Below are 12,597 nucleotides of genomic sequence, written 5' to 3'. Positions count from 1 at the left end.
CCAACTTATTTATTTTTCGCATTGGTAATTAAAATAGATGCGCACACTGAAAGAATCATTGTGACAAGAAGCAGATACCCTTGAACCTGGCCGTATTTGGCGGCGAAAAGGACACCTGACAAGGTGCTGATAATAAGTGGCGTGATTGCCAGAGGAAAGTTTTTGCGCAGATAAGGCAGCAGCATGGTTCCCAGCAACGCAGGCATAACGCTGTTGAAGCCGGGCTTTAACATGGGATTGTCTAAATAGTGTATAAAAGGGGTGAATAAGAACATACCTGCGAATATGATTAATGTGGTGGTAATGGATGACATACCGATAGCAAGTACGGAAACCACCTCTCCATCATCACTGTGAGGCTCTACATTCATAAGGCGGTGGCCTGCAGTAGCAGCTGGAAGCTTCATGTTCATAACATTACCGGTAATAAATGATAGGTAAGTTCCACCGGCTCCAAGAATCGGTGAGAATGAAATGACTTCTGTAAGCTGGGTGGGAATGAATACAATGCAAAGCTGAATGGCAGCAGCTATTACGGCTGCAGTGTTCAGTTTTACATCATAAATAATGGTTGTAGCAATCGGCACCATGAACATAAGTGCAATGCCTATCAGAGTGGACCAGCGGCCTAACCGGTGAATGGAGCTGTAGTAATCGTTCTGTTTCATTTATTTTTCCTCCTTTATCCTAATATCTGACTGAATATAATTGCTGAGATCATACCCAGCACAAGACTGATAGGAAAACAAAATTCCGACAAGGCCTTGATATTACTTTTTTTAGCAGCAACGTCTAAAAGCCAGCTGATCGCCATGGATGCAATCACTACCAGCAGCGGAACAAGGCCGATGGCGCCGGTGGTTCCTATCCGGAAAGGAGAGGATAAATAAGGTCCGGAAAAAACACAAAGCAGGGCAATGAACATGGAGGCGAAAATTGCCTGAAAACGTTTTTCTTGTTTTCCCTTTAAAACTTTAATTCCCTTTTGGATCAGCTTGGAACCAAAGGCAGTGTATAATGGCCCCCAGATAATGCCGATGGTCATAACCCACATGGCGCTGACAAAGACTTCAAGGGAAAAACGGTTGTCGGCAATGCCTTCAAGGCCAAAAGCCTTTGCAGTAATGTCTGCAGCCATATTTTCGTATACGCCGGAACCGACCACGCTAAGACGCAGCCATGGAAAGTAACGCCCAAGAGAGGGCATTAACAGTAACAGGATGATCAGGATCGGTAAACTTGGCAGTATCGATACCACACAGCTATTGATCATGACCTTTTTCATAGATTTTTTTTCCATACCCAGTTCCAGGCCCCTGGCCCATGCCTTACGCATGAATATGACGGCTTGTGCCAGCACATATGCAATAACAATAGCGCAGAGCAGAAATACAATACCGCCATTTGCGATGTCTAAATAATTGTTCATAAAAGACCTCCTCTTTCCTTTTTGAGTGCCCCCACCCTTGATAAGTAAATTTTATACAAATAAATATAAAAAATAAATGATTTATTGTATATAATGTAGGGAGTTTCAAGCCTTTTTTTGACATGTAATAAGATTAGGATAAAAAAAGGAGGTCATTTTTTAACAATTTTACTGCTTTTTTACGACGTAAAGCACTAAGCCATTAAATGTAAGACTTGCATGCAGGGAGCATTCACCGTCTACTTTTTGTTCTAAAAAATATAAGTCCGGCTGTATTACCCGCTCCAGATATTCTACAACATCGGTATCGTTAAAATCCGGCAGACCAGCTCCTGACCAGCGATTGAAGATGCCAGCACTTCCCTGATCAAATATGAACCTCTTGATCCGGTAATTACCCGGTACCAATCCCTGTAAGATTAATGTTATCTGATGGATCTCATGTTCAATCAAATATAGATCCACAGAGTAGAGGGGATTCATGTAATAAGGACTGTATATGACGATATGAAACTCCTCTTCCCCTTCTTTGGTAACAACAATATTATTGTCATAAAATATCAGCCCACCATTAACATAATTAAATGTTTCCAGCACAAAGAAAACCGGGCGTTTGACTTTTTTTAGAAGAAACATACCAAGTATTCCAAAATCATGGATTCCGTCAAACTCCTGGATGTGATAAGTACTGATGAGGAATCCAATCGCCTCTACTTTTCCGCATAATTTCATCATCGTATCGAATATCAGGGCGGAGCGGAAGAAAGTGCCTGATTCTGCTACGCCGGTGCCTGCGAGGGTATTCCAGCGAGTCATATACAAAGGCGGTATGGGGAGCCCATGAGTGTTAAAAGACGTCTCTATGGCTTCCACACGGCATACGTAGAAATCTTCCATTTGCTGTTTTGTTCTTGAATTGTCCTGTTCCGGGAAGGGATGGGGATATCCATGAAATCCGGCAAAGCAGACCTGTGAAGTTAGATTATATAAAGTCTCATAAAAGGCTTCTTGCTCTTGGCCTGGCGTTAAGGCCCAGTCCGGTATCAAGATGCCCAATTGAACATTAAGCCCTTCCTGTTTAAACAGATTCCAAAGGGAATTATAAAAATCGGCAAAACTATTCAAGTGCTTCTGGTCCTTGCATGCTATTTCAAATCTCCAGGGCTCCATGGTCTGGCAGCTGGTATTAGAACGCAGTATGCTTAAAAAGCAGGACAAGCGTTCCATATATCCGTTTAAATTGCCCTGACAGCGTTCCAATTGACGGGATACATCAATCTGTACATAAGGACTGAGATTAAGCTTTTCGATTTGATGCATGCACTGATTGTAAATATAATTGGAATAAAAAGTATCATCCTTTATTCTGATCTCTTCTAAATCAAAGGATTCAAAATAGATAAAGTCAAAGGCAAGCTGCTGGATCTCCATAAGTTGTTCCATGATCTCTGATTGAAGAATATCCGTCATGCGGCCGATATGTATCATTTTTTTTGGTTTTTTCAGCTGAATGTGCGATACTTTACACATGTCCAGCTTAATAGCATCAGGGGAATACAGGGCCGTATCGTGATGCATATCATGCCGTTTCATATACTTGACCAATTCCAGCAGGTTATCCTGTAAATCTGACGTGATTTCTTCCAGACAGCTTGTCTTATTTTCCATAGGTCTTGCATATAACTTCCGGTATTCTCCCGGAGATTTTCCATATTGTTTTTGAAAGGCGGCTGAAAAGGACTTTGCATTGGCAAATCCATGGTCCAGGGCAACCTTGATGACGGGCTGATTGGTTCCAAGCAAACTTACGACGGCATGTTCCAGGCGAATCTGGTTTAAATACTGTAAAAAGCTTGTCCCCATTTTGTTTTTAAAATATTTGGAAAAGTACTGGGGGGATAGGTACATTTGCTTGGCTGTATCCGCTAATGTGACGGTGGAAGCGTAGTTGCGGTGGATATAATCCACAACATGGCTTAGAGATGCCGTATTTTGCTTCTGCTTTCCATGTTGGGAAATGTTCGTGACTTTAAATCGCTGCATAAGGGTGACCAAAAAGCGGAACAGCAGGGCACGGAATTCCAGATCAGACCCTTCTTCCTTCTTCATATGTACCAGGAGCATGCGGGTGAGGTGACGTTTCATTTCATATAGATTGTCCGAATCAGATTGCAGGATGGAATTACACTGAAAGGTGTAGTTTAATACCTCTTCACATTCGTTTTTAAGGAAATCTTCTTCTATGAGCAGCATTATGGCCAGGTTGTTATATTGGGCAGAGTAGGAATGAATATCTCTGCAATTGATCAGCACAATATCATCCGGGGACATGTGATAAATATCGCCGTTGATTTCCACTTGTAATTTCCCCTTAAGCAGCAGTACGCACTCCAGACCGCTGTGGGTGTGGGGCAGTATGTTTTTAATGCTGTTAAGCGTGATTCCTACTGACGTTTGGTTCATAAACAGGCTCCTTTCAGTGTGTAATTTTTCTTATTATAGCCTATTTTCATATAGTGGGAAAGGAGAATATGAATGATAATATCCCTAAGGCTGCTACAAGATAAATCTGCGCGATTTTAAGTTCCTATTTGTTCAACGTACTATCGCAAATTCATCCTGCAGCAGGCCTGTTACAGAGATTAAAAAATGACTGGCTGAATCTGTTTCCCGTCTAGAGCATATTCCAGCGTATCTGCAATGAGTTCAGTGTGCGCAATCATGGAATTAGGCTTTTTCACCGGGTCATCCTGACCAAAGGGAACAAAATAGATATTTTTCACATTAAACAATTCACCCACATTCTTAAAATTAATTCCAAGGGCGTCATTGGTGGAGAGAGAGATCACCAGGGGCTTAGAATTTCTTAAGTGGGCCTTGGCTGCCATGAGCACTGGGGTATCCGTGATGCCGTTGGCCAGCTTAGCCAGGGTATTTCCGGTACAGGGGGCGATGATCAGGATATCCAGATAGCCTCTGGGGCCGATAGGCTCCGCTTCCTCCAGGTTCAGGATGGGCTTATTGCCTGTCATGGCCGAGATACGCTTCATGTATTCCCCGGTATCTCCGAAACGGGAATCTGTTGTCTGCACATTGGTGGAAAAGATCGGGTATATATCGGCTCCTTTGTCCACCAGAACCTTTATTTCTTTTTCTATTTTATCAAAAGTACAAAAGGACCCGGTTATCGCCAGGCCTACTTTCATTCCTTCCAGTTTCATATGACACTCCTTTATGACAGAGATTTGACAATTGCTTCATATAAAATTTCCGCAGATGACTGGGGAGCGTAAATTCCAGGCAGTCCCAGGCTAAGCTTGGCGCGGATATTCTGCTGCTTGCAGAAATCAAAATCAACGCCGCCGGGGGCGGAGGCGATATCAATGATCGTTACGTCCGGATTCATGGAACGAATCAGATCTTTTTCAATGACAAGGGCTGGGATGGTGTTAAAGATAAACTCATAATCCCCTATAACCGGGGACAGGTCACAAAGTGCTCTGGCATGAAATCCCATGGAGGCCGCCTGGACAAGCTGTATTTCCTTTCGGCCGGCAATGGTTACTTCAGCATCCATGCCCTTTAATTTCAGTGCCAGGGTTTTTGCACACCGGCCAAAGCCGGTCACAAGACATTTGCTTTTGTGAAGGCAGCCGGGACTTAACCGAATGGCTTCGGCAATGGCGCCTTCTGCGGTCGCAATGGTATTTTTTACGGTGATATCCTCCATGTCCATATAGTCAAAACATGCGATGCCGTTTTCCCTGGCATATTCCTTTACATAGGCAGGAATGCTTCCGCCGAAAAGAGTATGATCCGAGGTTAAAAGGTTTAATAGATTCCCGATACCAAGATCAGTCATGTTGTTGTCGGAAACCAGATTGATTTTGTCCCTGGTAAATGGGATGGGGCAAAGTATGACATTGCTGTTTTTTATAGCTTCTTCCATGGAAAATGAGGAATCCTCGCTGCTATTGTGAAGGGTTGTTTGAAAGCCGTTTTTGGTTAATATCTGGTTTAGATAAAGCTGCCTGGAATCGCCGCCTAAAAGAAGAAAATTATACATATGGTCATCACTCCTTATAATGGTTTATATGATGAAAAAAATGATTTGTGTATGGTACCAATAGGGGATGTTTGTCATACTTTTGTTAGTATGAACCTCTAATTTTGGGAATGAGTGCCTATGAAAGATGCGATTTTTAAAGGCTCAGCGGTAGCCATCGTTACGCCTATGGATAGCCATGGAAACCTGGATTTTAAGGCAATGGAAAAATTGCTGAAATTTCAGCTGGAAAATGGCACGGATGCCATTGTGGTCAATGGGACCACGGGGGAATCCGCTACGTTGGAAGAAAAGGAAAAGCTGGAACTGATCGAATTTGTGGTGCATTATGTAAATCATCGGGTCCCCGTGATCATGGGAACCGGAAGCAATTGTACGTCCCACGCCGTGCGCTTGTCCCGAAAGGCCCAGTCCTTAGGGGCATCGGCACTTTTGCAGGTGACACCGTACTATAACAAAACCTCCCAGCATGGGCTGGTGGAGCATTTTACGGCAGTGGCAGACAGCGTGGAGATCCCCATTATACTTTATAATGTCCCGACCCGTACCGGGGTTAATATTAGTCCGGAGACCTATTTAAAGCTTTCGGAACACCCTAATATCCGGGCTGTTAAGGAGGCTGGAGGAAATATTTCCGGTATTGCAAAAACGGCTGCTCTCTGTGGTGACAGGCTCGACCTTTATTCAGGGAATGATGACCAGATTGTACCCATCCTTTCTCTGGGGGGCAAGGGCGTGATCTCTGTTCTAGCCAATATCATGCCATTTGAAACTCATATGATATGTCAGTACTTTTTTGAAGGTGAAATGGAAAAGAGCAGGAATATGCAGCTGGAGCTGCTTGCTATGATGAATGCCCTGTTTATGGACGTAAATCCTGTGCCGGTTAAGGCGGCTCTGTCCCTTCTGGAGCTGTGTGAGGAAAGCTACAGGCTTCCTCTTACCTGTATGAAGGATAGGGATAAAGAGACGTTAAAACAGGTTATGAAAACCTATTTTCCGCATTTGCAGGATAGCAGTCTGTAGCGGTCTTAAATTTGTTCTCGTTTCAGTTGCATAGCTGTTTTCGCCGTGTTATATTTATTTAAACTAAACAAAGGAGGACGGATGTCTATGAAGCACAAAAGAAAAAAAAATATTTTTACGAAGTTGCTATTCGGTATCTCCATTCCAGTTGTATTTATTTTTATTTTGTCAGGAGTTTTCATTTCAGGTCAGGCAGGTAAAAGCATGCAGGCCCAGTCGATACAGACGCTGGACTCAGCTTCCCTTGCGGCAGCAAACCAGGTGAATTCATTCCTGACTTTTTATTTGGCTGAGGTTAAGAGTGCGGCTGCCAGCAGCCAGGCGGAAGCCTTTCTCACAAATGCCACCGGAAAGGTAAGGCTGCCGGACTGTGAGGGGTATCCGGAGATAAAGAAAACCCTTGATAATATTCAGGCAACGGATAAGGAAAATATCCTTGCGGCATGGATTGCGGATCTGGATGTGAGCCAGGTGACCCAGTCTGATAATTTTACATCGGAAGACGGATGGGATATTTCTAAAAGGCCCTGGTACCGGGCCATGGAACTGGATCATCCGGTTCTGACGGAGCCTTATGTGGATGTCAGCACAGGTCAGACCATTGTAAGCGCTGTCAGCGGGGTTTTTAACAGCAAAACAGGGGAGCCCTTAGGTGTGATGGGAGTTGATATAAAATTATCCCAGTTAGTTACGATTCTAGGCAATTATAAGATAGGGAAGACCGGCTCCGTTATCCTGGCGACTGAAGGCGGCCAGATCGTGTATCACCCCAACAATGATCTGATCCAGAAGACGATTTCCGAGATTGACGTTTCCCAGAACATCAAAGATGCATTTGCAGGCCAGGAGGTTGGAAATTACGATTATACTATGGAAAAGGTTCCGTATTTCGGTTCCATTAACCGGGTAGGGGACTCGGGTTGGCTTGTTTTATCAAGCATTCACCAGTCGGAGGTGCTTTCCTCTAAAAAAGAGGTGATAGGCATTATAACCACGATCTTTACTCTGGGCTCTTTTGTCCTCTTTCTGATCATCTTTCTAATGGCCAGGGGGATATCCAATCCCCTTAGAAAATTATCTGCCATTGCGGAGCGGATCGCTGAGGGAGAGCTTGATCTTCAAATGGATGTATCCGGCGATGATGAGATCGGTATGGTAGCGGCGTCCCTGGGGAATACGGTAAGCCAGCTGAAGAATTATGTGAATTATATCGATGAAATCGCCGCGGTATTAGACCAGATTGCGGATAAAGATCTGGTTTTTCAGCTTCAGTACGATTATAAGGGTAATTTTGAAAAGATTAAAAGATCCCTGCTCAAGATCAGAGGTACGCTCACCACTACTATGAATCGGATCACCGTAACTTCTGATCAGGTGGCATACGGTTCCCAAAGCATTTCGGCCAGCTCTCAGGCTCTGGCCCAGGGAGCAACAGAACAGGCCAGCTCCGTGGAAGAACTGGCGGCAACGATCGGTGATATTTCTCATAAGATCGAGCAGAATGCAAAAGATTCCACCGGGGCCAATGAACTGGCACTCCTTGCCTCCAGGGAGCTGGAAACCAGCAACCATCACATGAGGGAGCTGGTCTCGGCCATGGCGGATATTAATGAAAGCTCCGGCGAGATCGGGAAGATCATTAAGGCTATTGAGGACATTGCCTTCCAGACGAACATTCTGGCCTTAAATGCGGCGGTGGAAGCGGCCCGTGCGGGAGAGGCTGGAAAAGGATTTGCAGTAGTTGCAGGTGAGGTGAGGAATCTGGCTTCCAAAAGCTCAGAAGCAGCAAAAAGCACGACTCATTTGATTGAGGGGTCCGTTCTAGCTGTGGCAAATGGCTCCAGACTTGTAGATGAAGCGGCTGAATCCCTGGCAAATGCTGTGGACAGTACACGTTCTGTTTCCGAAATGATAGGAAGGGTATCAGAGGCTTCGGTACAGCAGTCGGAGGCGATCCGTCAGGTGTCTGTGGGAATCGATCAGATATCAGGCGTGGTTCAGACCAATTCAGCGACTGCGGAGGAAGGGGCGGCTGCCAGCGAGGAGCTTTCCGATCAGGCAGAGCTATTAAAGGATCTGGTAAATGAATTTAAGTTTCATTGAGAAACCATAAAAAAGACGCCCGGTAAATCGTTGGATTACCGGGCATCTTTTTTTCTTATGTATGGTTATGCTGTTTTTTGGTCAAGCAGAAAAACGGACAGAGTATCCAGAATTTCCTTGTGGTCATTGTTATGGATGATAAGTTCCAGATCGGCATCCGGACAAATGGTCATAAGGCCGAGAAAGGACTTGGCATCAATGATAACGCTTCCTTTGCATAAATCCATGTCACAGTCATACTGGTTGACCGCTTTGACGAATGCGGTCACTTCGTCAACATTCCCTAAGCGGATTGGGTACCTTTTCATATGGCTCACCTCGTAAAAAAGATGTTTGTATAAGAATAAAATTCCAAGCTGATTATATGTAATATATAATAAATAAGCCATGTCTAAATTTGTATAAAAACCGTCCTTTCTTGCAAATAATGAGGAGATGGTGGTATAATAGTCTGGGGAAAAGTATAGTATTTGCCATTTGGAGGGAAGCATGAAAAAAGAACTTCTGGAATATTTAAGGAGCGCATCAGAAGGCAATAATGATATAAGGAGAGGCCTGACTGATGAGGATGCTGCTATGGGCCAGAGAAAGCTGATGGACATGTTCTGCCAACCTCACGAGGTTCCGATTCCGGATCATTGCCATAATTATATAGAGCTGGTTTATATGTGCAGCGGATCTACGGTACATGTGATCAATGGCAGTAGTATTGTTCGGTTAGATACCAATGATCTTATGCTCATAAAGCAGGGGACAAGACATGCCGTTGAACCTGCAGGCAGGGAGGATATTGCTGTACATTTCTTTCTTCTGCCGGAATTTTTCTTCCATCTGGAGCTGACAGTAGAGGACGGAGGTGTTCTGCGCCGCTTTTTTACCGGGGCTCCATCAGGAAAGCATTCTGTGGCGGATTACCTTCATTTTCATTTACAGGATATGCTGCCTGCGAAGAATCTGCTGGAGAATATGATCTGGTCGCTCATGGGAGATAAAAAGGGCAGAGAGGAAATTAATCAGGCTACTATGGGAATACTGATCATGGAGCTGTTTCATAATGTAGATAAGGCAGAATTGCATGATATGGCCCAATATGAGGAAAAGATCGCAATGACTGCATATCAATATTTAGAGAACAACTATCCAACCGCAACCTTAGAAGAATTTTCCGCACTGTCCATGCAGCCGTCATATTATATCAGCCGATTGTTTAAACGGCATTATCAAGTGACATTTACGGAATGCCTGCAGCTTATCCGGATGATGAGGGCGGCAAATTATCTTACCTCCACCTCGAAGCCAGTGGAAGAGATCATTGCAGAAGTGGGTTATGAAAACAACAGTTATTTTCACCGATTGTTTAAAGAACGGTATGGTCTGACGCCAAAGCAGTACAGGGATATGACCAAGAATCAATTCTGAAAAGATTATGAAATATTTACCAGGGACATTGACTTTCAGCTAATACGTTATTATAGTTAAGGCAAAGTGAAAAGAGGCGGCAGATACAGGATGAGTGGATTTAGAGAACGTTTTGCACGTTTTATGATCGGAAGATACGGTATGGACAGGCTGGGACAGTTTTTAAACGCCGTAGCTTGTGTTTTTCTTGCGGCCGGATTGTTCAGCCGGAGTAGTTGGGTGAACATTGCGGCTTTGGTTTTTTTATTTTTATGCTATTTTCGTGTGTTTTCAAAAAACATCGGAAAGCGTTTCGAAGAAAACCAGAAATTTGAACGCATTTGGTTTCGAATCTCGGAAGTATTCCGAAGATGGCGTTTTAAGCTTCAGCAAGGCAGGAAATATCATATTTACAAATGCCCAAATTGCAGGCAGAAAATCAGGATTCCCAGGGGAAAAGGGAAGATCAGCATTCATTGTCCAAAATGCGGCATCGATTTTATAAAAAAAAGTTAGCAGTAATTATAGAAGGGAACGACTATGAATTTACAATTTAAGCCGATAGAGGCAGAGGACATAAAGAAAATAACGCCTTTTTATGCCTTACGGCCCAACAGAACCTGCGACAGTGTATATTTAGACAGTTTTATCTGGAGAAATTATTACCATGTTAAGTATGCCATAAGTGATGAGAAGGCATTGTTGTTTTTGATGGAAAAGGACGGAGAGCCATTTTCTGCAATGCCTATGTGCAGGGAAGAGGATCTTCCTCATTATTTTCAGGAAATGGTAGATTATTTTAATCAGGTTTTAAAAAAGCCTCTTCGCATCTATCTTGCGGATGAAGAGGCAATTAATTTCTTAAAGCTGGATCCAGAAAAGTTTGAGGTCACAGAACAAGAAGACTTAAAGGATTATCTTTATGATGGAGATGCCATGAGAACTCTGGCAGGGAAAAAGCTCCATAAGAAGAAAAATCACTTAAACTCATTTTTGAGGGAATATGAGGGCAGGTATGAGTACCGGACCCTTTGCTGTTCGGATCGGGATAATGTGCTGGAATTTCTGGATGAATGGTGGGAGAATAAGGTGGAAGCCGCAGAATTCGTCCGGCAGCTGGATTATGAAGTAATGGGCATCCATGATATTTTGAAGAACTGTTCTATGCTTAATGTAAGGATGGCAGGCGTTTATATCGATGGATCTTTAAAGGCCTTTACCATTGGCACCTATAATCCCTTTGAAAACATGGCAGTCATACACATTGAAAAGGCTGACCCAAATGTGAAAGGGCTTTACCAGTTTATTAACCAGCAGTTTTTGATTCACGCATTTCCGGAAAACCCGGTGCTTATCAACCGGGAGGATGATGTGGGAATGGAAGGCCTGCGAAAGGCAAAAATGTCTTATTACCCCATTGACTTTGCAAGGAAATACGGAGTCGTTCAGAAGGGCTTTTAATTATGATACGGTATTTGAAGCAGGAAGAAAAAGGCGAGAGCCGGGCGTTGTGGGAAAAGGTTTTTTCTGAAGATTCCCAGAGCTTTATGGATTATTATTATTCGGACAGGGTACGGAAGAATAAGATTCTCACTGCCTGGAACGAGGACCGGGTGGTAGCCATGCTGCACCGCAATCCTTATGAGGTGGTGGTCAAGGACCGTTTATGGAAGATTGATTACATTGCCGGTGTTGCTACGGATCCGGATTGCCGCCATCAGGGATATATGAGGCGGCTTTTGAGCCGTTGTTTTTCCGATATGTATATGGAGCGGATGGGATTTTGCTTTCTGGTGCCCGCTAATCCGTCGATTTACTTCCCTTTTGATTTTACCTATATCTGTGATCTTCCGGAAGTAGCGCTGAGCGAAAAAGGACGGATGCACCTTAGCCGCCGTGCTCTTGTGGAGCGGTCGGATGAATGCAGGGAAGCTGCAAGATTTGTGGGAAGGCAGTTGGAAAAGAAGTATGAGGTCTATGCACTCAGAGATGAGGAATATTATTTAAACTTAAGCAGGGAAGTCAGAAGCGACAGAGGAGATTTAATTCTTCTCTTTACACGAGATGAGAGAGAAAGACTGGCCGGTGTGTGGGCTTATTACGGAGAGACAGCAGAAAATCAGCGGGAGCTTATTTGCCTGCCTGATTTTATAAAGAAAACAGGTCCCTTAAAGCCGGCTGTCATGGGCAGGATCATTCATCTGGAACAGTTTGTTTCCGTGATACGTTTAAAAGAGGAGTGCCCGATCAGCGAGATGGAATTGTTGATTGAGGTAAAGGATGACTTTATCCGCCAGAATGACGGAGTGTTCCGGTGGAAGCTGGGGCAGGACAGTTCCTCCCTTATTCCGGTTAAAGATGGATCCGGGATCAAGCCTCATTTGTCCATGGGGATCAGCGAAATGACCTCCTGGCTGTTTGGATATAGTATGCCAACGGTGCCTGAGGACAGAAGGTCTCTGGTTGAACGGATCAGGCCTTTAAAGGGAGTCTTTTTTGACGAAATTACTTAAAAGTTTTCGTTTAAAGGAGAAATAAGCAGGTCGGTTTTGGCGGGTTCGCTTGAATCCGCCTT

Annotated in this window: 12 protein-coding genes; 6 read left to right on the top strand and 6 right to left on the bottom strand. The window is 44.0% G+C overall.

The features are described from left to right. Positions 1-5: 5 nt before the first annotated feature. The 5 genes from BMW45_RS04920 to dpsA all read right to left on the bottom strand — a co-directional run bounded on the left by BMW45_RS04920 (position 6) and on the right by dpsA (position 5,495). Complete coding sequence (locus BMW45_RS04920; protein ID WP_092241008.1) at positions 6-668, bottom strand: hypothetical protein; 663 nt, start codon at positions 666-668, stop codon at positions 6-8. Between the two features lie 14 nt (positions 669-682). After that, positions 683-1,429, bottom strand: coding sequence for a DUF5058 family protein (locus BMW45_RS04915; RefSeq protein ID WP_092241006.1), 747 nt, complete (start codon positions 1,427-1,429; stop codon positions 683-685). Positions 1,430-1,597: 168 nt separating this feature from the next. After that, positions 1,598-3,892, bottom strand: coding sequence for a helix-turn-helix domain-containing protein (locus tag BMW45_RS04910; RefSeq protein ID WP_092241004.1), 2,295 nt, complete (start codon positions 3,890-3,892; stop codon positions 1,598-1,600). Between the two features lie 179 nt (positions 3,893-4,071). Further along, positions 4,072-4,650 carry a dipicolinate synthase subunit B gene (locus tag BMW45_RS04905; protein WP_025230955.1) on the bottom strand — a complete coding sequence of 193 codons (579 nt, stop codon included), beginning with the start codon at positions 4,648-4,650 and terminating at the stop codon, positions 4,072-4,074. A gap of 11 nt (positions 4,651-4,661) precedes the next feature. Further along, the gene (dpsA, locus tag BMW45_RS04900) at positions 4,662-5,495 is read right to left on the bottom strand and encodes a dipicolinate synthase subunit DpsA (protein ID WP_092241002.1); all 834 of its coding nucleotides are present in this window, start codon (positions 5,493-5,495) and stop codon (positions 4,662-4,664) included. A 120-nt stretch (positions 5,496-5,615) separates the two neighbouring features. On the opposite strand from dpsA, the gene dapA reads away from it, so the two are divergent. Then, on the top strand, positions 5,616-6,521 hold the full coding sequence (gene dapA / locus BMW45_RS04895; RefSeq protein WP_092241000.1) for a 4-hydroxy-tetrahydrodipicolinate synthase: 906 nt from the start codon (positions 5,616-5,618) through the stop codon (positions 6,519-6,521). An 87-nt stretch (positions 6,522-6,608) separates the two neighbouring features. After that, positions 6,609-8,624: a methyl-accepting chemotaxis protein gene (locus tag BMW45_RS04890; RefSeq protein ID WP_166433277.1), complete on the top strand. Its 2,016-nt coding sequence runs from the start codon at positions 6,609-6,611 to the stop codon at positions 8,622-8,624. Between the two features lie 65 nt (positions 8,625-8,689). Here the strand turns inward: BMW45_RS04890 and BMW45_RS27715 are convergent, their stop codons facing one another. Next, positions 8,690-8,932: an HPr family phosphocarrier protein gene (locus BMW45_RS27715; protein ID WP_029701399.1), complete on the bottom strand. Its 243-nt coding sequence runs from the start codon at positions 8,930-8,932 to the stop codon at positions 8,690-8,692. Between the two features lie 181 nt (positions 8,933-9,113). On the opposite strand from BMW45_RS27715, the gene BMW45_RS04880 reads away from it, so the two are divergent. The 4 genes from BMW45_RS04880 to BMW45_RS04865 all read left to right on the top strand — a co-directional run bounded on the left by BMW45_RS04880 (position 9,114) and on the right by BMW45_RS04865 (position 12,535). Beyond that, positions 9,114-10,043, top strand: a complete 930-nt coding sequence (locus tag BMW45_RS04880) for an AraC family transcriptional regulator (RefSeq protein WP_092240996.1) — start codon at positions 9,114-9,116, stop codon at positions 10,041-10,043. Between the two features lie 90 nt (positions 10,044-10,133). After that, on the top strand, positions 10,134-10,538 hold the full coding sequence (locus BMW45_RS04875) for a hypothetical protein (RefSeq protein ID WP_025230961.1): 405 nt from the start codon (positions 10,134-10,136) through the stop codon (positions 10,536-10,538). A 24-nt stretch (positions 10,539-10,562) separates the two neighbouring features. After that, positions 10,563-11,483: a DUF2156 domain-containing protein gene (locus BMW45_RS04870; protein ID WP_092240994.1), complete on the top strand. Its 921-nt coding sequence runs from the start codon at positions 10,563-10,565 to the stop codon at positions 11,481-11,483. Positions 11,484-11,485: 2 nt separating this feature from the next. Then, positions 11,486-12,535, top strand: coding sequence for a GNAT family N-acetyltransferase (locus BMW45_RS04865; RefSeq protein ID WP_092240992.1), 1,050 nt, complete (start codon positions 11,486-11,488; stop codon positions 12,533-12,535). The last annotated feature ends 62 nt before the right edge of the window (positions 12,536-12,597 follow it).

The sequence above is a fragment of the Lacrimispora sphenoides genome (genome assembly GCF_900105215.1).
Taxonomy (GTDB): domain Bacteria; phylum Bacillota; class Clostridia; order Lachnospirales; family Lachnospiraceae; genus Lacrimispora; species Lacrimispora sphenoides_A.
The sequence above is the reverse complement of the archived record's forward strand: the minus strand, read 5'-3'. Positions and strand labels throughout refer to the sequence as shown.

Coding starts and splice junctions, on each gene's coding strand:
- BMW45_RS04905 (WP_025230955.1), bottom strand. CDS start 4,650: ATGAAACTGGAAGGAATGAAAGTAGGCCTGGCGATAACCGGGTCCTTT.
- BMW45_RS04920 (WP_092241008.1), bottom strand. CDS start 668: ATGAAACAGAACGATTACTACAGCTCCATTCACCGGTTAGGCCGCTGG.
- BMW45_RS04915 (WP_092241006.1), bottom strand. CDS start 1,429: ATGAACAATTATTTAGACATCGCAAATGGCGGTATTGTATTTCTGCTC.
- BMW45_RS04890 (WP_166433277.1), top strand. CDS start 6,609: ATGAAGCACAAAAGAAAAAAAAATATTTTTACGAAGTTGCTATTCGGT.
- BMW45_RS04870 (WP_092240994.1), top strand. CDS start 10,563: ATGAATTTACAATTTAAGCCGATAGAGGCAGAGGACATAAAGAAAATA.
- dapA (WP_092241000.1), top strand. CDS start 5,616: ATGAAAGATGCGATTTTTAAAGGCTCAGCGGTAGCCATCGTTACGCCT.
- BMW45_RS04910 (WP_092241004.1), bottom strand. CDS start 3,892: ATGAACCAAACGTCAGTAGGAATCACGCTTAACAGCATTAAAAACATA.
- BMW45_RS04880 (WP_092240996.1), top strand. CDS start 9,114: ATGAAAAAAGAACTTCTGGAATATTTAAGGAGCGCATCAGAAGGCAAT.
- BMW45_RS04875 (WP_025230961.1), top strand. CDS start 10,134: ATGAGTGGATTTAGAGAACGTTTTGCACGTTTTATGATCGGAAGATAC.
- BMW45_RS27715 (WP_029701399.1), bottom strand. CDS start 8,932: ATGAAAAGGTACCCAATCCGCTTAGGGAATGTTGACGAAGTGACCGCA.
- BMW45_RS04865 (WP_092240992.1), top strand. CDS start 11,486: ATGATACGGTATTTGAAGCAGGAAGAAAAAGGCGAGAGCCGGGCGTTG.
- dpsA (WP_092241002.1), bottom strand. CDS start 5,495: ATGTATAATTTTCTTCTTTTAGGCGGCGATTCCAGGCAGCTTTATCTA.